We start from the raw sequence: 21,651 nt of genomic DNA, 5'->3' as shown, positions 1-21,651 counted from the left end.
GACACGGGTGGTGACGGTACCCGGGGGGTGATCCACTATTGGGGTGTGTCATCGTCGTGGACGATGCTGAGGAGTGTGGTGCTCGCCGGCGGTGGCACGGCGGGCCATGTAGAACCTGCGCTGGCCGTCGCGGACGCCCTGCGGGCCGCCGACCCCCGGCTACGCCTGACCGTCCTGGGGACGGAGTCCGGGCTGGAGGCGAGGCTCGTGCCGGCCCGTGGCTACGACCTGGTGACGATCCCGAAGGTGCCGCTGCCGCGCACACCCACGCCGTCCCTGCTCACCGTGCCCGGCAGGCTCGCCGGGGCCGTCAGCCAGGCGTCGGCGACGCTGGCTCGGGTGCGCGCGGACGTGGTCGTCGGCTTCGGCGGGTACGTGTCCGTCCCGGCCTACCTGGCCGCGCGCCGGGCGGGTATCCCGATCGTCGTCCACGAGGCCAACCCGGTTCCGGGAGTGGCGAACCGGATCGGCGCCCGGTTCACACCCTTTGTGGCGGTCTCCTACCCGAGTACTCCGTTGCGCGGCGGCCGGCTCACCGGCATCCCGCTGCGCCCGGAGATCCTGAACCTCGACCGGTCGCCGACGGCGGCCCGGGCGGCCCGGATCAGTTACGGCCTTCACCCGGGCTATCCGACGTTGCTGGTCTTCGGTGGTTCGCAGGGGGCCCGACGCATCAACGACGTGATCAGTACGATGGCCGGGGAGATCACTGCGAGCGGGGCGCAGGTCCTGCACGCGGCCGGGCCCAAGAACGTCGAGACGGTGCTTGCGGCGCTGCCACCGAACCTGCCCGCGCCCTATGTCGTGCGGCCCTATCTCGACCACATGGCGTCGGCGTATGCGGCGGCGGACATGGCGCTGTGTCGTGCCGGCGCCATGACCTGCGCGGAGCTGGCCGCGGTCGGCCTGCCCGCCGCCTACGTGCCGCTCCCGCACGGAAACGGTGAGCAGCGGCGCAACGCCCTGGCGACGGTGGAGGCAGGCGGCGGCCTGCTGATCGACGATGCCGGCTTCTCGCCCGAATGGGTGCGTGCGGAGCTGCTGGGCCTGCTCACCTCGTCGGAACGGCTGGCCAAGATGTCGGCGGCATGCGCAGGCTGCGGACATCCCGACGCCGTGGACGCGATCGTGTCGATGATCCGTGAGGCCGCGGCCACACGCAGGCGGCAACCGGCACGCCACGCGGCTCGCTGAACCCGGTCCGAGGCGATGGATGGGGCAAGATGTCACCTGTGACAGCTCGGGCGCTACCGGACAACTTCGACCGTGTCCACCTCGTGGGGATCGGCGGCGCCGGCATGAGCGGCCTCGCCCGGCTGTTGCTGCGGCGCGGCGCCTACGTGTCCGGAAGCGACGCCCGGGACACCCGCCGATTGGCCGCGCTACGGGCACTCGGGGCCCACGTGGCGATTGGTCATGATCCGCACCATCTCGGCGACGCCCGTACTTTGATCTTCTCCCAGGCCATTCCGGCGGGAAATCTGGAGGTCGAGGAGGCGAAAAAACGTGGCCTGCGTGTTGTTTCGCGGGCCGCCGCGCTTGCCGCGCTGATGCAGGGATTCCAGGGGCTCGCGGTTGCCGGTACCCATGGGAAGACGACGACCACGCTGATGGCCACCGTCGCGATGCAGGCGTGCGGCGCCGACCCGTCGTTTGTCACCGGCAGCGACATCAATGAGGCCGGCTCCAACGCGCACGCCGGCTCGGGCGAGATCTTCATCGCTGAGGCCGATGAGAGCGACGGCGGATTTCTGCTGCTTGAGCCGTTCGGCGCGGTCGTCACCAATGTCGAAGCCGATCATCTTGATTACTACCGTCAGCGTGAAAACGTCGAGACCGCGTTCGCGCGGTTCGTCGACGGTGTCGATCCGGACGGTTTTGTGGTGGCCTGCCTGGACGACCCCGGCGCGGCCAGGCTCGTCACGGCGCTGCGGGACTCCGAAGGCAGCTCGGGGACACCGCGGGTCACCACCTATGGCGAGTCGGTGGACGCCCACGTCCGGGTGGAGCTCGCGATGGTCTCGCCGACCGGCTCCACCTGCGAGGTGGTCGTGCGCGGCAGACGGTTGGGCGAGCTGACCCTGCGGGTACCCGGGCGGCACAATCTGCTCAACGCGGCCGGTGCGCTGGCCGCCGGGCTGGAGCTCGGCCTGCCCGCGGCCGGCCTGTTGGAGGGGCTGGCCGGGTTCGCCGGCGTCCGCCGCCGGTTCGAGGCCAAGGGCAGCGTCGAGGGCATCCGGGTGGTCGACGACTATGCCAACCATCCGACAAAGATCATGGCCGTGTTGCGGACTGCCCGTGACGTCGCCGAGGGCGGCCGGGTCGTGGTCGCTTTCCAGCCGCACCTCTACAGCCGGACGGTTGCCTTCGCCGCCGAGTTCGGCGCCGCACTGGGCCTCGCGGATGCCGTGGTGGTCATGGATGTCTTCGGCGCGGGGGAACAGGAGCTCCCGGGGGTCAGCGGTGCGACGATCGCCTCCCGAGTGCCGCTGCCCGCCGACCAGGTCGTCTACGAGCCGTCCTGGTCGGCCGCGGCGGGCCGGGTCGCGGCGTTCGCGCGTCCGGGCGACCTGGTGCTCACCATCGGAGCAGGCGACGTGACTCTGCTCGGCGGGGAGCTCCTGCGCGTCCTCGCCGAACGGGCAACCCTGTCCAGCTGAGACAGCATCCGGATCTTGAACCCGCCCTGTCTTACACGCGTGACCGTTTCTTCGTGTGATCCCTGAGAAGGGCTCTCAACACGTGACATCGGCTCGAGTGGTTCGTGCCGTTACTCTCGGGATCGATGTGTCGGTCGTACTCTGCGATGAGAAGTGAGGGTTTCGAGCTGGAGCCTCCAGCTCGAAACCCTCACCCGACGAACGCTGCGCCGCGGGCCACATGCTGGACAGAGGTGGGCACCGGGGCCGCCCAACGGCGATCGGTGATCCCGGCCACGAGCGACGCGAACGCGCTGGCCGCATGGTCGAAGCGGGCTCGTGTTTCAGCGGATCCGGCACCATTCACCTGTCGAGTCATAGTCCGTTGGGGTCAGCCAGGTCAACGCCGGCTCACGAGGTGACGTCGCGGAGTGGGAGCGGGCCGAGGCCGCCGGGGAGATCGGCACGATGCGGGCGATGTCGGGTAACGGATGGTGTGTCCCGGCTACTTTGATGCCGCCGGTGAACAGAATCCGGGTGACGGGGCCGGGGTGCGTAGGTCGTTGAGGCCATCCTGATGACCGGAACCACCTACCGTTCGGCCGAATGTCGTCCGACAGTAGGTGGAATCGGTCGCTATGGCGGCCGCCCTTGTAGGTGCCAGTGAAGATCCGGGAGGCAGATCCTGGTCAGGACAGGTGTGGCGGTGCGGCGGCGAGGAGTTCGTCGAGCAGCACGGCCCGGTGACTGATGTAGGCCGGTTCGCCCCGCTCGTCGCTACCCAGCGCGTATATGTGGGCTGTCGCCGGACCGCCGTCCCGTTCGATCCGCCAGAATCGGGCGATACCGGCGCGGGCGTACTCGCCCGGTTTGATCGTGCGGTCCAGGTTCTCCGAGCCCGGGGAGACGACCTCCACCACGAGCAGGGTGTCGGCCGGGTCGATCCACACGGTGCCCCGCGGGGCCGGGCGGCGCAGGACGAGCACGTCGGGACTACGGCCACTGGATGATTCGGTGATCCGGAGACCGGGCGTGGCCAGCACCCGGTCGGGACTGTAACCGTTGGTGACCAGCCATACCACGAGCTGTGTGATCAGCGTGGCGTGTTCGGTATCGGCTGGCGGCATGACCAGCAGGTTCCCCTCGGCGAGTTCGTATCGATGGAGCTCGTCGGCCGCGGCCAGCTGGGTCACGTCGTCCAAAGTGAGTGCTCGTCCGGGCAGCTGCACCACCAACGGGGGCGTCGGGTGGACGACCGTCATGCCGATCTCCCCTCGGCTGCCCGAGCAGTATCCGATCTTCAGTGTAACGGTGGTCGTGTGCAGCGGCGGTGCGTGGGGCGTGGGGCATGGGAAACGGGGCGTGGCCGTGGGGAACCGGGGCCCGGCGTGGTGTTCACTGCCTGTCGTGACCGGTGAGAACCCTCAGCACGTTCGCTTCCTCGGAATAGCCGGGGCGGGCCTGTCCGCGCTCGCCCACATCCACCTGGCCCGTGGCGGGATGGTCAGCGGCAGCGACGCCCAGGACGCACCCCGCCTGGACGCTCTGCGCGCCGCCGGCGCCCGGGTTCGGGTCGGAGCCGTCACCGACCCGGCCGTGCTGGCCGCGGAACTGACCGGCGTGGACGTCGTCGTGGCGTCCAGCGCGTTCCCCGACGACCATCCTGAGCTGGCGGCCGCACGGCGGTGCGGTGTCCCGGTCCGCCGACGCAGCGACTGGCTGCCGCAACTGACCGCCGGCTACGACCTGATCGCGGTCGCCGGCTCGCACGGCAAGACCACCACGTCCGCGATGCTCGCCCTGGTGCTGCGGGCCGCTGGGGTCGACCCGACCGCGGTGATCGGCGCCGAGGTCGCGCAGCTCGGTGGCAACGCGCTGGTCGGAGCCGGAGCGCTGTTCGTCCTGGAGGCCGACGAGTACGGCGGGGCGTTCGCGAACCTCGACCCCGCGCTTGCCGTGATCACCAACGTCGAGTGGGAGCATCCCGACCTCTTCCCCGATGAGGCGGCCGTGCTCGCGGCCTTCACCGCGTTTGCCGCGCGGGTCCGCCCCGGCGGAACGCTGGTCGTCTGCGGGGACCATCCCGGCGTTCAGGCGGTGCTCGCGGCTCTGCCGGCCGGGCATGCCAGAGTCGTCGACTACGGTCTCCAGGCCGCCCGGACCTGGCGGGCGGTGGACCCGCGCCCGACGCCGGACGGCGGCATCCAGGCCACGGTCAGCCGGGACGGGCACGATATCGGGACGCTCACGCTTGCGTTGCCGGGCGTCCACACCGTTCTCAACGCGCTCGCGGCGCTCGCCGTCGCCGCGGAGCGGGGCCTTGCCGTGCCCGACACTCTCGCGACCCTTGCGACCTACACCGGTGCGGCCCGCCGGTTCGAGCGGGTCGGCATCGCCGCATCGACCGACCGCCACGGACCGTTGGAGATCGTCGATGACTACGCCCACCACCCGACCGAGATCAGGGTGACGCTGGCAGCGGCCCGCCAGCGGGCCGGCTCGCGCCGGGTGTGGGTTGCCGTGCAGCCGCACACGTTCAGCCGGCTCGCCGCCCTGATGGATGATTTTGCCGAGGCGTTCACCGATGCCGACCGGGTGTACGTCACCGACATCTACGCCGCTCGTGAGCACGACACCCTGGGGCTGCACGCCTGCGACCTCGCCAAGAAGATCTTCGTGCCGGAGACGACGTACTACGTCCCATGGGCGGAACTCACCGACCGGCTCACCACCGACCTGTCGGTCAGTCTGCCGGCCGCGCCGGACGGCGTCCTGCTGCTGACCCTGGGGGCCGGCACGATAACCGACGTGGGTCGGTGGGTACTCGACGCGTTGGGATAGCGGCGCTCGGGCAGACGTGCCGCATGTCAGCGCCATGTCGGCTGGCGGACAGTGACGTAGCCGACGCGGATATGGGACCGTGCTCGGCGAACTCGGCGAACTCGGCATCGGGGCCACGCCGGCCACGCGGTGACATGGCATGGTCCTGCAGTGATTTGGGGGAGAGATAATGAGCGGTCTTTCCATGCCGGAGGTTCCGTCGGCCGATCAGCCGTCGGACCAGCCGTCGGATCAGGATCAACCGCCTCGCCCGGCCCTGCGGTTACGCGAGCGGTTGACGGGTTATCTGTCGACCGGGGTGACCGAGGACTTCCAGGCCGGCTGGTCCGCCGGTCAGGGAACGGCCGATCACGGTTTCGTCGACGCGCTCGCGGGCTCCAAGGATCTTCTCGGGCGGTCCGGGCGAACATCGGTCGAGATAGTCCTCACGGTTGACTTCGAGGACGCCGACGCGCTTGTTCATGACCAGGCCACGCCGGGGCGCCCGTCGGGCAGCGTGCGGATCCCGGTGCTGTCCGCAGATCCGCTGACGATTGTCGGCGGCGAAGTCGTGCTGTTCGAACCCGTTGTCACCCAGGTCGAGACCTGGCACGTTCGTTATCGGCTGTCACTGGTCGCAGCTGACGGTGATGGCTACGTTCTCGACGGCTTCAAGGTTCTGCACGACCGCCCTGGTTTCGATGCGTGGTCGGATGCGACAACCCTTTACTTCACCGTGGGATCGGTCACCGCTGGGACACTCGGCGTGGGCATTGCGCGTATCGCGTTCGCGGACTTCGTCCGGAATCTGCGGGCGGTTGAGGTACTGGGCGTTCCCGCCGGCCGCCGCCGGTCCTATGAACTGGCAGTCGTCAAGCTGCTTGCCGGATACCTGCTGCGGATCTACGGTGGCCCGCTGGACGAGGCCCGCCGATTCCCCGCCGCGCCCAGTCGTCTTCCAGAGCGGCCGTCGCGCCGGCAGCTACGCCTGCCGGTTCCCGAGGTTCGGTGGTGCGGTGCGGGTGGCCGTTGGCATGAGGGAACCGAGGTGGGGATGGACGGCTGGCTGCGGCTCATCCGGTACCAGGGCGGGACCAAGGGGCCGGTCCTGCTGGCCTCCGGATTCGGCATGTCGACGTCGGCGTTTCTGGCGGACACGATCCGCACCAACCTGACCGAGTTCCTCGTCGAGCAGCAGTACGACGTGTGGTTGTTCGACTACCGCGCATCCATCGAGCTGCCCTCCTCAGCGGGTCAGTTCAGCATCGACGTCATCGCCACGCAGGACTGGCCGACCGCCGTCGACGAGGTCCGGCGCGTCACCGCGGCGCCGAGCGTGCAGGCCTACGGGCACTGCGTGGGTTCGGCGTCACTGCTGATGGCGCTGGCGGTGGGCAAACTGCCGGGGGTCCGCTCGGCGGTCTGCGCGCAGTTCCCGCTGCATCCGGTCACCTCGCCGCTGAACCGGTTCAAGGCCGCGGCGCGGGTCGGGGAGCTGCTGGGCGGTGTCGGCCTGAGCCTTGTTCGGCCGGGGCGGTTCACCCCGCCCGGCGTCGCGGTAGACCTGACATTGCGGGCGCTGCCGATGGCCGGTTCCGAACGATGCGGTCAGGCGTTGTGCCGTTGGATCAACGCCATCTACGGCTGCACCCATCGCCACGCGCGACTGAACCAGGCGACCCATGAGGCGCTCAACGACATGTTCGGTGTCGGTAACCTCACCGCGTTACGGCACCTGGCGTTGATGATGCGGGGGAGCAGGGCCGTCGATGACCGTGGCCAGGACGTCTACACCACGAGCGCGGAGTTCCTGCGGCTGCCCATCCGCTTCCTGCAGGGAACGGACAACTACATCTTTCTGCCGGATGGAAGCGCGCGGACCATGCACTGGCTTCGCGAGGCCAACGGCCCCGGCCTGTACAGCCGTAGCCTGCTACCCGGTTACGCCCACCTTGACGCGATCATCGGTCAGGATGCCGACCGCGACGTCTACCCCCTCATTCTGAGCCACCTCGAGCCCACCGCCGCGCTCTGATCACCGGCCGGTGATGCCCGGCCGGTGATCAGTCGAGGGTCATCCGTGCGGCGATCGTCCGGACCGTTTCGAGTCCAAGATCGGCAGCTGTCGTGAGTGCGGCCGCACGCAGGTCGCGGGCGCGTTCCCGGTCGCCGGGGGCGTTGCGGGAGACCAGAATGCCCGCGTACTCCACCTGCGTCAGTGCGACGAACGGTCGGGCTGACATGGTGTGGTGGCGTTCAAGCGCTGTCTCAAGGTGTGCGCAGGCGGCGTCCCACCGTCCGAGCGTGCCCGCGAGCACACCGAGATGGTGGGCCACCGCACCGAGGAAGCCCGCCAGACCGATGGTGGCGTTGTGACGGACGAAGGGCAGCGCGAGGTCGTAGAGGGCCTGTGCCCAGGCTTGGTCGCCGACCGAGACGGCCGCGCGGGTGAGTGCGACGATCGTCCCCCACCACAGGTAGTTCTCGTCGAGCGCGGCCGGGGCGGTCGGTGAGATGGCGCCGAGGATGTTTCTGACCTCCTCGTCGGCGCCCCGCTCGGCCTCGACCCACGCCTTGAGCGCCGGCCAGATTCGCATCTCCGGCCGTCGGGCGGCGATGTCGTCGATGTGCCCCGCGGTATCGCCCAGGCCACCGCGCAGCCACATCGTGGGAATCGCCTGGCCGATGGCGATCAGTTCGGTCTGGGGATGGCCGATCTGGTGAAGCCGGGCGTGCAGCTCGTCGGAGTCGGCCTGTGCATGCGCGTAACGGCCTTCAAGCGCGGCGACGACAACGTCCCACATGGTCGCCATCCGCAGAAACTCGGGATGACGCAGTTCCCGGGCGAGGCCCGCGAGAGTGGCGGCGGTGTCTGTGGCCAGCTCGAAGTCGCCCCGCCGGAAGCGCGCGGTGAGTTTGACCCGCAATCCCTCGAGTAGTAATTCATGATCACAAAGCTCCTCGCCGAGCCGCAGGATCTCGGCGGCCGCGGCGAGCTGGTCGTCAACGTCGCGCGGGCCGTCCAGGGCCCAGCAACGGTGGTACAGGACGGCGGCGACGGTCGCCCGGTCATCCAACCGACGGGCGATCGTCTCCGCCTCGTCGCAGATGGCCACCCGCTCGGAATAGGGCCGCTCGTAGTGGGCCCAGTGAGCCAGCCGTCCGAGCACCCTGGCGCGCGGGGCGCTGTCAGCGGCACCGAGTCGCTCCAGCGCTTCGGTGAGAAGCGCCCGTGCCTGCGCGTTCGGGCTAACCGCCGCCGGCAGGACCCCGCCGTAGCCGAGCGCTGCGCGGACGAAAAGCGCAGCCGCATCCGGACCGGCATCCGGACCGGCATCCGGACCGGCCGAGCGGGCGACCGCTGCGGCTCGCTCGAAGCGTGCGTCCCGGGCCCGATACTCCCCGGCCCGGCCGTGGGCATCACCAAGGGTGAGCAAAAGTTCACAAAGCTGCGTCTCGCTGCCTCCTCCGTGCCGGTCCAGGACCTCCAGTGCCCGGCCGTAGTGGAATACGGCGTTGTCGAACGCTGCCTCCTGCAGCGCGCGGTCGCCGGCGAGGCGCGCGTAATAGGTGGTCCGGTCGGTAACAGCCGGGTCCGTGCATTCCCAGTAGTGGTGGGCGAGCTCGGCCGGTGCCGTTCCCGGACGCTCCGCCAGGATGTCGGCGATCCGCCGGTGCAGCCGTGCGGTACGGGTACGGCCCAGACCGTCGCGCAGCACCCGGCGCACCACCGAATGGGCGAAGACGTAGCGTGCGGGGGCGTCGGAAGCCTCATGTACCAGGCCGGCCTGCCCGGCCTCGTCGAGCAGGTCGAGCAGGTCGAGGTCATCGATCGGTGCCGCGGCGGCCAGGACGTCGATGTCGAATTCGTGGCCGATCACCGACGCGACGGCGAGCGTCGGCCGGCACTGCGGGGACAGCCGGCTCAGGCGCCACCGCACCACATCGCGCACCGTTTCAGGGATCTCTACGGCCCCGGAGCCCGTCCGAGGCCCGGGTTCTCCGGAAGGTGACGCCAACGCTTCGAGGTCGACCAGGTGGCGCACCATCTCGGTCAGGAAGAACGGGTTGCCCGCCGTGTCGGCCTGTAACTCGAGGGCCAGCTGGCGGCCTGGTTCGGCGAGGTCCCGACCCCAGACCCGCCCGACCAACGCCACGGTCTCCTCGGGGTCGAGCCCGCCCAACCGCACCCGCCGGCACTCGGTGTCGCGAGTCAGTGCCGGCAGGAAGGACGCCAGCTCTCCGTGGCCCGTGTCGCGGTAGGTGGCCATCACCAGCAGCGGGGTCGCCCGCGGCAGCCGCATCAGGTGCGCCAGCAGGAGTAGCGACGAGCGGTCCGCCCACTGCAGGTCATCGAGGATGGCGACCACGGGACGTCGGGAGGCGATCGCGCGCAGCCAACCGTCGAGGGCCTCGAACAGGCGAAAGCGCTCGGCCTCGGCGTTGCCGGCCAGGGGGGCACCGACAACCCCGACGCGCTCGGTAACCTCGGGGAACAGCCGGGAGATCTCGTCGGCGTGCTCGCCGAGCTCGGCGCGCAGCACGGACTTCGGGCGGGTGCGGGCGTACTCACCCAACGCCACCCGGTATCCCTGGTAGGGAGCGAGAATCTCTTCGTCCCAGCGGCCGTAGAGCACGAGCCCACCGTCGTCGCGTGCCGTCCGCGCCACCTGCGCAGCCAGAGTGGTTTTGCCGATGCCGGGCTCCCCGCTGATCAGCGCGAGTACCCGGACCCCCGATCGAGCCCGGTCCCAGGCCTCCCGGAGCACGCGAAGCTGGTGCGTCCGGCCGACGAAGGGCGCGTCCGCCGCGTTGTCCAGCCAGCCCAGGTGCCGGGCGCCCGGCTGGTCGACGTCGTCGGCGTCAGCCGGTTCGCTGTCCGGAGCGGCCAGCAGCGAGGAGTCGGGGGTCCGCAACGGGGCGAACGTATCGGGGAGGCCGGGTATCACCAGCTGCCAGATCCGCTCGGCCCGATCGAAGTCCTTCAGCCAGTGTTCGCCGAGATACCGGACGTCGAAACCGGTGGACAGACCGTCCTCCACGAGCGAGTGCGTGGTCTCCGACAACAGCACCTGACCGCCGTGTCCCGCGGAACACAGCCGGGCGGCGCGATGCACTCCGAGCCCGACGAAACGGTCGGTCCACGGGGTTGGTTCGGTGGTGTGGATGCCCATCCGCACGCGGATCCGGGCGTCGGCCGGCCAGGCGTGGGCCGCCAGGGCGTGTTGAGCCGCCACAGCCGCGGCCACCGCGTCCTTGGATGTGCGGAATTCGATGAAGAACGAGTCACCCTGGGTGTCGATCTCCCGGCCGCCGGCGATGCGGAATGCGTGACGCTGCAGACGCTGGCAGTCGGCCAGGATCTCACCGTAAAGATCACCAAACTGGCGGACGAGCCGGGTCGAACCCTCGATGTCGGTGAACAGCAAGGTCACCGTGCCCGTGGATGTCGGGTTCGGTCGGGCCCCGGGCTCACGCGGGGCTGGAGGTTCCGCGGGTTGAGTGGCTGCGTCACGGCTGGCTACCAGGCGCATCCGCGGGCCGGGCTCCGTGCCGGCCTCGTTCATCGCAAGCGGTCGGCCGGCAGGGCCGGCGGCCGTGTTGGCGGCTGCCACCTCGCACCCCCTTCGATTGCCCGGGGCCTTCATTGGCACGAAGGCCGGTGGTTGTTCGCTTTTGGTCCGCGTCGCCTTTTCAGGGCCGGCGACCCCGAAAAGATCACGATTTCGGCACCTTCGGCTCGTTGGGACTTCGGGTGCAGCTCGGTGGCTCAAGCCCGTCCCGGGATATCAAAACATCGGCGGGGAACGTGCGGGTAACCAGGGGTCCTCATCGGGGCCGCGCGGATCTGTCGGGTCGCTCCACCGCGCGATGGGACTCGGACCCCGGTGTGAAAAGAGCCATGATCGTACGGCCTCGGTCAACCGGCGGGATCGCAGCGAGGAATTACCGGACGTCGCTGTTGGTGTACAAATGAGCTCCTGCAGCCCGGGTTGTTTCCGATCCGGTAATCGAGCTGGTGCGTTTTGTGGTCACCTTCGGTCCTTCTTGCGTGCTTCGGATGCGGGACGTCGCTGCGCGCTGGCTGGGGCCGCTGGGGCCGCGTGGCGGTGGCCGCGGCGCTCGAGTCCCGGCCGGCACCGGTCCTCGCCCATTCCCGTCGCTCGTCGTCGCTCGTCGTTGCCGGTCATTGCCGGTCGGTTGCGGAATTCGAATTCGTTGTCCGTGCTTTGGCGTTTGGGGCTGATTTCGATGTTACGGGCGGTGTCGTATTGTCCTGAAAATAGGATCTCGTCCGGTGGCACGAAGTGGGGAGCCGCACCGGTCGACGCGGGGAATCGTTTCAGATCGGTGCCGCGGGTCGTTTTGTGTAAGACGACGTGTACGGTCTGTTCTGACGGGGTGCGCTGTTTTTGGTCGTACATATTCGGTTACCGCGCGTATCGCGTTGCGGCCGGTCGTGTCCGGAGCCGTCCATCCCGTGGTTCCGGCGACGATCAAAAATGGGTCCAGGTCGCCTGGATGTGGTGCGATCATGGTATTTTTCGCATCTTCGTGCTCGAGGTGGGACCCACCTTTCGAGTGTGTGTCGCGCCACGGGGTGGCGGTCGGCGGGTCATCATACCCGGATCGGGGGATCGAGCTGCAGCGGTCCGCTGGGTGCGCGATGATGTGACCCGATGGACGCGAAGGTTCGGCGTGACGCGCCGGGCGCGTCCTTGACCGCCGCGTTGCGCGTCCCTACTGTCCGGTCCACGGTTGGAAGTTGACATAACATTAACCGTCTAGCTGACGGTGAAGGTTGAAGCTCATCAACCGTTCCCTGCTCCAACCACTCGGCGCCGCCTTCCCCGCCGCACCGGGCGGCTGGGGCATGTCCCCCGTCCGCCCACCGATGCCGCTGGAGGACCGACACCGCATGGCAGCTCCTCAGAACTACCTGGCGGTGATCAAGGTCGTCGGGATTGGCGGTGGCGGCGTCAACGCCGTCAACCGCATGATCGAAGTCGGGCTCAAGGGCGTCGAGTTCATCGCGATCAATACCGACGCCCAAGCCCTGCTGATGAGCGACGCCGACGTCAAGCTTGACGTCGGCCGGGAGCTCACCCGAGGACTCGGCGCGGGTGCCGACCCAGAGGTCGGTCGCCAGGCTGCCGAAGATCATCGCGAGGAGATCGAAGAGGTCCTCAAGGGCGCCGACATGGTGTTCGTGACCGCTGGGGAAGGCGGTGGCACCGGCACCGGCGGCGCGCCTGTGGTGGCCAATGTCGCCCGGTCGCTCGGCGCGTTGACCATCGGTGTCGTCACCCGCCCGTTCACGTTCGAGGGGCGCCGCCGGGCTACCCAGGCGGACGCGGGAATCGACGCCCTGCGTAACGAAGTCGACACGCTCATCGTCATTCCGAACGACCGGTTGCTGGCGATGACGGATCGTGACATCAGCGTGCTGGACGCGTTCCGCAGCGCCGACCAGGTCCTGCTCTCCGGTGTCCAGGGCATCACCGACCTCATCACCACACCCGGTCTGATCAACCTGGACTTCGCCGATGTCAAGACCGTCATGTCGCATGCGGGCAGCGCGTTGATGGGTATCGGACGCGCCCGTGGGGACGATCGCGCCATCGTCGCGGCCGAACAGGCCATCGCCTCGCCTCTCCTGGAGGCCAGCATGGACGGTGCCCAGGGCGTGCTGCTGAACATCTCGGGTGGTTCCGATCTCGGCCTGTTCGAGATCAACGCCGCGGCCGAGCTGGTCGCGGACGCCGCCCACCCCGAAGCGAATATCATCTTCGGTGCGGTGATCGATGATGCCCTCGGCGACGAGGTTCGGGTCACGGTCATCGCCGCGGGCTTCGACACCGTCCAGGACCGCCGGACCCGCGGTCTGGCGAGCACCCGCCGGCCCGGCAATGGTCAGTCGGGTGCACCCGGGGCCGCCGGTGCGGGTACCGCCGGAGCGTCCGGAGCCCCTGCCGTGACGTCGGGCACGAGCTCCCCCTCGTCCCCGACGACGCCGTCCACCTCGCCGACGACGGTCGGGTCGCCGCCGATTTTCGCCCCGTCGACGCCGCAACCCCGACCGGTTGCCGCGGCACCGCAACCGGCGCACACACCGCCGCCCGCGTCCGCGCCGAACCCGCAGCCGACCTATTCCTCGCCGGCCGCCTACAACCCCCAACCGACGTTCGCCCCGTCCCAACCGGGTCAGCCGCGGACGTCGGCTCCCGGGCATGTGGCGGACGTGTCCGACGACCGGGACTACGGCAACGACGGCTCGTCGTCTCGACGCGACGGCGCCGAGTCCGGTGCCGATCAGGGCTACCCGCCGTATCGGGAGCCGCGGGAGGGCCATCGGCCGAGCTATCCGGCGCCGCGGCGGCCGGTCCGGCCGGTTGCCGAGGATGACGACGAGCTCGACGTCCCCGACTTCCTCAAGTAAGAGCGCCCGGCAACAGGGGCGTGGATGAAGAAGCGGGGCTGGGGTGCGTAGATCGCGAGGCGGCGGAGGGAGGCACCCTGGTGTTGGGTGTCGACCGACGGAGCCGGGGTACCCCGTGCATCGCGCAGCGATGGACGGGGAGCGATGCGGTGAGGTGCGTGCCCCGGCCCCGCGACGCCGCGTCCCCTGTTGCCGGTCGCTCTAAGAGCGCCCGGCACGTACGAGCGCCTGGCAGCAGGGGTGTGGATCAAGGAGTGGGGTCGGGGTGCGTAGCTCGCGAGGCGGCGTCCCCGTTGCCGGTCGCTCTGAGAAGGTCCGGGGCGGCGCTGTGAGCGGTTCTGGCGGCCCCGACCCGGTGTCGGCGTCAAATGGTGGCGCCACCGCCGGCGCGCGGGCGGAGCTGGCCGTGAGCGCCACGGGCGGGCGGCACGAGGATCTGCGGCTCAACCTCGCCGACGTCGGCGACCGGATTGCCGCCGCGGCGGCTGCGGCGGGGCGTGCCGCCGGTGAGCTCACCCTTGTCGCGGTGAGCAAGACCTGGCCGGCGGCGGATGTCGTGGTGTTGTGCGGGCTGGGGGTCACCGACTTCGCAGAAAACCGTGACCAGGAGGCCCGCCCGAAGGTGGCGGATGTGACGAAGCACCTATTTGACAGCGAGGTTTCGGCTGCGTCCCCGCTGGTGTCTCCGCCGGTGTCTCCGCCCCGTTGGCATTTCGTCGGCCAACTTCAGCGCAACAAGGCACGGTCGGTGACCAGATGGGCGCATTGGGTTCAATCGGTCGACCGGGCGTCGTTGGTTACCGCGCTGTCCACCGCGGCGGTCGTGCACGGTCGGGAGATCGTCGTCTGCCTGCAGGTGTCGCTGGACGGCCATGGCGTCGACGCCGGTCGAGGCGGAGCGTTGCCGGCCGAGATACCCGCCCTCGGCGACCTCGTGGCGGCCATGCCGGGCCTCGTCCTCGCCGGGGTGATGGGGGTTGCGCCACGTGATGTGCCAGCTCGCCCGGCCTTCGCCGGGTTACGTGAGGTTTCGGACGTGCTTCGGCGGGAGCATCCCGAGGCGTCGGTGATCAGCGCTGGCATGTCCGGGGACCTTGCGGACGCAGTGGCCGAAGGCGCGACACACCTTCGCATCGGGACGGCTTTGTTCGGTCAACGGCGTGGTGTCCCTTAGAGTCGCGCCCATGGGTGTCGCGCGCAGGGCGATGGTCTACCTCGGCCTGGCCGAGGAGGACGAAGACTACCTCGAAGACGAGTACGACGATGGCGGTCACGACGCCGGCCACGCCGATCGGCGTGACGACCGGCGTGACGACCGGCGTGACGCCCGTGAGCCCATGCCCGCGGAGCGGTCGGTTCGTCGTATTGATGCACGTGAGGAGCCGCCTGCGATGCCGCGTCGTCCCCCGGTCGAACAACTCCGGCCGACAGGTCCGGTCCCGATGCGCCGACCACCCGCGGCCGAGGAGCCGTCGCCTTATCGCATCACCACCCTGCAACCGCGCAGCTACAACGAGGCACGGCAGATCGGGGAGGAGTTCCGCGACGGGACTCCGGTTATCATGAATTTGACCGAGATGGATGACGTCGATGCCAAACGGTTGGTCGACTTCGCAGCGGGCCTGGTCTTCGGCCTGCGGGGGTCGATCGAGAAGGTCACCAACAAGGTGTTCCTGCTCTCGCCGCACAACGTCGAGGTCACCGAGACCGACAAGCGGCGCATCCGCGAGGGTGGCTTCTACAATCAGTCTTGATCATATGTCAACTGTCACCGGACCACGGTCCCCGCAGGCACAGGAGAGTCCGCCATCGGCGCACTTGGTGACGTGATCTCTGCGCTGCTGCTTGTCTATCTGCTGCTGATGATTGCGCGTGCAGTGATAGATCTTGTGCTCTCGATGAGCCACACCTTCAGACCCGCCGGAGTCCTGGTACTAGTCTTTGAGTCTGTGTACACAGTCACCGACCCTCCGTTGAGATTCGTCCGGCGGTTCATTCCTCTCCTGCGGGTGGGTAGCGTCGCGTTCGACCTCGGATTTTTATTGATCTTAATTGTGATCATGGTCTTGCGGAGACTCGCGGATGGCCTGTGACGAAGTCGCGGACACGGCGAACGCGCGCGGCAGACCGCCGCTGGACCGCCCTCTCCGGGGGAGCGGCAATGCCGCATCATGAGGAGGCGACGTGGCTCTGACACCGCAGGACGTGCAGAACAAGGTCTTCAGCCCGACCCGGTTCCGCACCGGTTACAACGAGGACGAGGTCGACTCCTTCCTCGACGATGTCGAGAGCGAGCTCACCAGACTTCTGGACGAGAACACCGACCTGCGTCGACAACTCGACGAGGCACGTCGCGCGGGCGGCGGCGGCGGCCCAGGTGTACCCGCCCAGATGCTTGAGGAGAACCAACAGCTGCGCCGGCAGCTGGAAGAGGCGCGGCGCCAGGTAGGCCAGGCACAGGCGCAGGCCGCGCAGGCGGTTGCGGCCGCACAGGCCGCCCGCGAACGCCCCTCCGCTGCGCCGGCTGCGGCGACGGCGGTGATGCCGGCGGTGCCGGCGCCATCCCAGGCTGCGACGACCCGCACCGGCAACTCCCAGCTCGATGCCGAGATCGAACAGCGGGTGGCCCGCACGCTCGTCCTGGCACAGCGTACGGCGGACGAAGCGTTGCGGGAGGCCCGCAACGAATCCGACCGGGCGCGGCGTGAAGCCCGTGCGGACGCCGACCGCATCATCGGAGAGGCCCGGGCGCACGTCACCGAGCAGCTCGGTGGCCTAGAGGACGACAAGCGCCGGTTGGAGGGCCAGGTCGAGCAGCTGCGCGCATTCGAGCGGGAGTACCGCACGCGGCTGCGCGCCTATCTGGAGATGCAGCTACGCGACCTGGACGGCATGCCGACCCAGCCGGCCGTCGGCCCGGGCGGCACCCCGCGGCCTCCGCTCAACCCCGGCACCGGCGCACCGCCCCCGCCGCCGCCGGCCGGGATCGCAGCCGGCTCACACCCGGCACCTGGTCCGGGTGCCACGTCGGCGTTCCCACCTGGGCCGCCGCTGGGCGCGGGAGCGATGGCACGGGGAAGTGACAACGGCGGCGTCCGCGGGCCCGACCTGGAACCCGCCCGTCGGGATCCGAGCGGGCTCCAGGACTTCTAGCGACACCGCAGGACACTTCTAGAAACGCCTGACCGGCGGGAGCCTGGAGCGCCCGCCGTCGACGGTCAGCCGGCCTGATCAGCCGGGCTCAGCCAGACTTAGCCAGAATGTCAGTCCGAGATCCGGCGCGGTGTGCCCGTCCCCACCGGCCGGAGTCGGCTCTGCGGTGTCGGTACCCGGGGTGGCCGGAGCCCCGGCGTGCTGCGTGAAGGTCACGGCGAGGATCTCGGCTGCCACGATGGAGCCGTGTTCCCGCAGCGCCTGCTCTGTTTCCGGCCTGTCCGCCGACCACCGGACCTCGACGCGGTCGGTGATGTCCAGGCCGGAGGTCTTGCGGGCATCCTGGAGGACTCGCACCACGTCCCGGGCGATGCCGGCGCGTTGCAGCGCGGGAGTGATCTCCAGGTCGAGGGCGACGGAGAGGCCTGACTCCGAGGTCACCGCCCATCCCTCCCGCGGCGTCTCGGTGATGATCAGATCATCGCCGGCGAGGTCGAGCCGCTCACCGTCCACCTCGACCGTGAGACGGCCGTCCACGGGTGGGCCGGCGGTGGCGATCGCAGCCGCGACCAGCGGTGTCCGCTTGCCGAACCGGCGACCCAGCGCCCGGAAGTTCGGCTTCACGGTCACGTCGACCACGTCGGCGGTGGCGCCCTCGACGGTGGTGACGTTGAGCTCCTCGGCAATCTGAGCGCGCAGGTCCGCGGGGAGCCCGGCGAACTCGGGCGCCGCCACGACCGCGCGGGCCAGCGGCTGGCGCGTCCGCACGCCGCTGCTCGCTCTGGCCGCCCGCCCGAGCTCGACCAGCCGGCGGACGAGGTCCATCTGGGCCGCCAGCCGCGCGTCCACGAGATCACCCGACGCCGCCGGCCAGCCGGCCAGGTGGACCGAGTCCGGGGCCTGCGGTTGGACGCCGACCACCAGTTTCGACCACAACGCGTCGGTCAGGAACGGGGTGAACGGGGCCATCAGCCGGGTCACGCCGTCCAGGCAGGCGTAGAGGGTCTCCATGGCGTCCGGATCGGCGTCCCAGAAGCGTCGCCGGGAGCGCCGCACGTACCAGTTGGACAGGTCGTCGATGAACCGGGCCAGGCGTCGGCCGGCCCGCAGCGAGTCGAAGGCGTCCAGGGCTTCGGTGACCTCCGTGATGGTCGCATGTAGTTCCGAGTACGCCCAGCGGTCGAGCACGGGCCGCGTGCGCGGGTCGGACGCCGCAGCGCGCCCCGGTGCCCAGCCGCCGGCATTGGCGTAGAGGACGAAGAACGACGCGGTGTTCCAGTAGGTCAGCAGCACCTTGCGGACGATGTCCTCAAGGGCCTCGTGGCCGACCCGGCGGTCCGACCAGGGTGACCCGGCCGCGAGCATCAGCCAGCGCACCGCGTCCGCGCCGTGCCGGTCGAACAGCTCGAACGGGTCCAGCACGTTACCGATGTGCTTGCTCATCTTGCGGCCCTCGGCGTCCAGGAGCAGGCCCAGACACAGCACGGTCTCGTAGGCGGAGCGGTCGAACACCAGCGTTCCGACGGCCATCAGCGTGTAGAACCAGCCGCGGGTCTGGTCGATGGCCTCGCAGATGTACTGCGCCGGGTACTGGCCCTCGAACTGCTCGCCGTTGCGGTGTGGCGCTCCCCATTGGGCGAACGGCATCGCTCCGCTGTCGTACCAGACGTCGATCACCTCGGGGACGCGCCTGGCCACGGCCGAACAGGTCGGGCAGGCGATCGTCACGTCGTCGACGAACGGCCGGTGCGGGTCCAGCGCGGACAGGTCACGCCCGGCCAGGGACGACAGTTCCAGCAGCGATCCGACGCAGGTCAGGTGGGTAGGGTCGGCTGTGCAGCGCCAGATCGGCAGTGGCGTGCCCCAGTAGCGGTTGCGTGACAGTGCCCAGTCGACGTTGCCGCGCAGCCACTCGCCGAACCGTCCGTTCTTGATTCTTTCGGGGTGCCAGTCGGTGCGCTCGTTCTCGGCCAGCAGCCGGTCGGCGATCGCGGTCGTCCGGATGTACCAGGACGGCAGCGGGTAGTAGATCAACGGTGTGTGGCAGCGCCAGCAGTGTGGATAGCTGTGGGTGTAGTCCTGCGCCCGCCACAGCACCCCACGCGCGCGCAGGTCGTCGACAAGGGCCGCGTCCGCGTCCTTGAAGAACACCCCACCTACCAGCGGCGTGCCGGCGACGAACCGGCCGTCGCGACCCACCGGGTTGACCACGGGCAGGCCGTAGGCGCGGGCGACCGCGAGGTCCTCCGCGCCGAAGGCCGGGGCCTGGTGGACCAGGCCGGTACCGTCGGTGGTGGTGACGTAGTCGGCGAGTACCACCGAGTGCGCGGGCGTGGCGCCCGCGGCCGTGGCGCCGAAATCCGCCGGCGGCAGCAGCTCGAACGGCCGGGCGTAGGTCACGCCGGCGAGATCGGCTCCCCGCACGGTCTGGACGACCTCGGCGTCCGGTCCGACCGCGGCACCGAGCAGCGGCTCGGCCACCAGCACCAGCTCGCCGGCACGCCCGCCGGCCGCGGTCCGGGCGACCACATAGGTGACCTCGGGATGCACGGCGACCGCGGTGTTGGACACCAACGTCCACGGGGTCGTCGTCCAGACGAGCAGGCTGACACCCGCCTCGCCGAGCGGGCCGGCGGTCACCGGGAAGCGGACGTAGACCGAGGGGTCGACCACGTCGGCGTAGCCCTGGGAGACCTCGTGGTCGGACAGGGGTGTCTCGTCCCGCGGGCAGTACGGGGTGACGCGATGGTCCTCGACGAGCAGCCCCTTGTCGAAGATCTTCTGCAGGGACCACCAGACGCTCTCGATGTAGGGGGTGTCCATCGTGCGGTAGGCGTTGTCCAGATCACACCAGTAGCCCATGCGCTCGGTCATCCGGGAGAAGTCCGCGACATGGCGCAGCACCGACTCGCGGCAGCGGGCGTTGAACGCGGCGATACCGAAGGCCTCGATGTCACTCTTGCTGGTGAAACCCAGTTCCTTTTCCACGGCGAGCTCCACGGGCAGGCCGTGGCAGTCCCAGCCGGCGCGGCGCGGCACGTGGAAGCCCCGCATCGTGCGGTACCGGGGGAACAGGTCCTTGAAGACCCGGGCTTCGACATGGTGGGTGCCGGGCTTGCCGTTGGCGGTCGGCGGACCCTCGTAGAAGATCCATTGTGGCCCGTCCGCGGTCGCGTCCAGCGAACGCTGGAAGACCTTCAGGTCCGTCCAGCGACCGAGGACCTCGCGTTCGAGGGCGGGCAGGTCGACCTGGGTCGGCAGCGGTGGGAAGGCGGGCTGCGCGTCCCCGGGTGTCTTGTGATCAGGCGTCTCGCGGGCAGGCATGGTGTGTCTCCGTCGGGATCAGGCTCCAACGGAGGGACGACACCCCGCGGTACCCGGCGTGTCGCCGGGGCGCGGTGGTACCGCGGTACCACCCTCCTTGCCGTTCGGGACGCCGGTGTGCGGCGGCCTGGACGACCACTCGTCGCGCGCGGTACCGGATCTACTGGGGGCGGGGGCGCCCTGTTCTTCCGGCAGCTCAGGGGTGATCTTCACGACGCGCTGGCCGCCGGGCTTCCACCGTCCCCGGTTCGCTCGACGCCCGTAACCGGCCGTCTCTGGCTGCGCCCGCCGCTACTTGTCCCGTCGTCGCCGTCCGCTGTAACCAGCGTAGTGGACGCTGCGGGTCCCGCCGTCACCTGCCGGCACTCGTCGGCCGATGGTGATGATCGGTGTGCTCCTCGCTGTGGTGGTCGTGGTGGTCGTGGTGGTCGTGGTGGTCGGCGTCGCCCGGGCCGGGGGCCTGCGGGTGGGGGACCGCCTGGCGCCGTGCCGGCTGGCGGACCGGCCGGCGTGACGGGCGGCGCGTCGACCGGCGGGGCGCCGGCAGGTAGGTGCTCGCGGAGTCGCCGCGCAGCAGCCGCACCGGCCAGTAGACGGCGCGGACCAGACCGGTACAGCGACGCAGTGACACCCCCAGCGCGCGGGTGCCCAGTGGTCCCCGGTAGCGGTCGACCTTGTGGACGCGGGTGTGGCAGTGGTGGCAGATGGGGACCAGATCACGGTTGGACTCGTGGCCCGAGCCGGCCCTGAAGTAGTCGACGTGGTGCGCGTGGTAGCCGATGCCGGCTGGTCCATCCCGCCACGGCTTCCCGCAGATGTGGCAGGGACGCTTGCCGGTTTCGGCGAGCCACCGCCGTCGCCTGGCCCGCCACTCGGGACCACCCACATACTCGCCGTGACTGCGGTAGCCGTTCAGTCGCAGCGTGATGTGGAATCGTCCGCGTTCGATCCAGCGGTCCACGTGCCCAGCGACGCTGAGCGCCACGCAGACGCCCAGAACCACCCCGATCCACTGCAGGGTCCGCCCGGACGCCAGCCGCCACCACTGGTCCGCCGTTGTCTGCGCGATGCCCCACAGGGCACCGAAGGCGTTCGCCACTGTGCTCACTCGCTGCTCACTCGCTGCTCACTCGTCCCCCACCATCGTCCCCGACCACGTCGTCCCGATCGTAGTGACGATTATGGTCCGTTCTGTCCGCCGACGTGGGTAACCTGCCGCTTGGCCGCGGCGGCCAGGCCATCGGGACCCGGCCACGGGCTCGTTGGAACTCTGCT

At 69.7% G+C, this 21,651-nt stretch carries 13 protein-coding genes; 9 read left to right on the top strand and 4 right to left on the bottom strand.

Annotated features, from left to right (window positions below):
* The first annotated feature begins 63 nt into the window (after positions 1 to 63).
* Together murG and murC (U9983_RS01700) are read left to right on the top strand one after the other, a co-directional pair.
* Positions 64 to 1,194, top strand: a complete 1,131-nt coding sequence (murG, locus tag U9983_RS01705; RefSeq protein WP_322752331.1) for an undecaprenyldiphospho-muramoylpentapeptide beta-N-acetylglucosaminyltransferase — start codon at positions 64 to 66, stop codon at positions 1,192 to 1,194.
* Positions 1,195 to 1,223: 29 nt separating this feature from the next.
* A complete protein-coding gene (gene murC / locus U9983_RS01700; protein ID WP_416211247.1) occupies positions 1,224 to 2,660 on the top strand; it encodes a UDP-N-acetylmuramate--L-alanine ligase in 1,437 nt (478 codons plus the stop codon).
* Between the two features lie 668 nt (positions 2,661 to 3,328).
* Here the strand turns inward: murC (U9983_RS01700) and U9983_RS01695 are convergent.
* Entirely contained in the window at positions 3,329 to 3,901 is a 573-nt protein-coding gene (locus U9983_RS01695) for a Uma2 family endonuclease (RefSeq protein ID WP_322752329.1), read from the bottom strand.
* Here U9983_RS01695 and murC (U9983_RS01690) point away from each other — a divergent pair.
* Together murC (U9983_RS01690) and U9983_RS01685 are read left to right on the top strand one after the other, a co-directional pair.
* Positions 3,900 to 5,480: a UDP-N-acetylmuramate--L-alanine ligase gene (gene murC / locus U9983_RS01690; RefSeq protein WP_322752328.1), complete on the top strand. Its 1,581-nt coding sequence runs from the start codon at positions 3,900 to 3,902 to the stop codon at positions 5,478 to 5,480. The two genes, U9983_RS01695 and murC (U9983_RS01690), sit on opposite strands and share 2 nt — an antisense overlap.
* Positions 5,481 to 5,649: 169 nt before the next feature.
* Complete coding sequence (locus U9983_RS01685) at positions 5,650 to 7,494, top strand: hypothetical protein (protein WP_322752327.1); 1,845 nt, start codon at positions 5,650 to 5,652, stop codon at positions 7,492 to 7,494.
* 28 nt (positions 7,495 to 7,522) lie between these two features.
* On the opposite strand, the gene U9983_RS01680 is transcribed toward U9983_RS01685, so the two are convergent.
* Complete coding sequence (locus tag U9983_RS01680) at positions 7,523 to 11,074, bottom strand: AAA family ATPase (RefSeq protein WP_322752326.1); 3,552 nt, start codon at positions 11,072 to 11,074, stop codon at positions 7,523 to 7,525.
* Between the two features lie 1,304 nt (positions 11,075 to 12,378).
* Here U9983_RS01680 and ftsZ point away from each other — a divergent pair.
* From ftsZ to U9983_RS01655, 5 genes are all read left to right on the top strand, one after another.
* Positions 12,379 to 13,899, top strand: a complete 1,521-nt coding sequence (gene ftsZ / locus U9983_RS01675; protein ID WP_322752353.1) for a cell division protein FtsZ — start codon at positions 12,379 to 12,381, stop codon at positions 13,897 to 13,899.
* A 328-nt stretch (positions 13,900 to 14,227) separates the two neighbouring features.
* Entirely contained in the window at positions 14,228 to 15,073 is an 846-nt protein-coding gene (locus tag U9983_RS01670; protein WP_416211246.1) for a YggS family pyridoxal phosphate-dependent enzyme, read from the top strand.
* Between the two features lie 10 nt (positions 15,074 to 15,083).
* Positions 15,084 to 15,653 (top strand): cell division protein SepF, encoded by a 570-nt coding sequence (locus U9983_RS01665; protein WP_322752325.1) that lies wholly within the window; start codon positions 15,084 to 15,086, stop codon positions 15,651 to 15,653.
* Between the two features lie 84 nt (positions 15,654 to 15,737).
* The gene (locus U9983_RS01660) at positions 15,738 to 15,992 is read left to right on the top strand and encodes a YggT family protein (RefSeq protein ID WP_322747509.1); all 255 of its coding nucleotides are present in this window, start codon (positions 15,738 to 15,740) and stop codon (positions 15,990 to 15,992) included.
* Between the two features lie 91 nt (positions 15,993 to 16,083).
* Positions 16,084 to 17,052: a DivIVA domain-containing protein gene (locus U9983_RS01655; protein WP_322752324.1), complete on the top strand. Its 969-nt coding sequence runs from the start codon at positions 16,084 to 16,086 to the stop codon at positions 17,050 to 17,052.
* 78 nt (positions 17,053 to 17,130) lie between these two features.
* Here the strand turns inward: U9983_RS01655 and ileS are convergent, their stop codons facing one another.
* Entirely contained in the window at positions 17,131 to 20,376 is a 3,246-nt protein-coding gene (ileS, locus tag U9983_RS01650) for an isoleucine--tRNA ligase (RefSeq protein ID WP_322752323.1), read from the bottom strand.
* A gap of 352 nt (positions 20,377 to 20,728) precedes the next feature.
* Entirely contained in the window at positions 20,729 to 21,484 is a 756-nt protein-coding gene (locus tag U9983_RS01645; protein WP_322752322.1) for a hypothetical protein, read from the bottom strand.
* Positions 21,485 to 21,651 lie beyond the last annotated feature (167 nt).

The sequence above is a fragment of the Protofrankia sp. Cas3 genome (assembly GCF_963555955.1).
In the GTDB taxonomy this organism is placed as follows: domain Bacteria; phylum Actinomycetota; class Actinomycetes; order Frankiales; family Frankiaceae; genus Protofrankia.
The sequence above is the reverse complement of the archived record's forward strand: the minus strand, read 5'-3'. Positions and strand labels throughout refer to the sequence as shown.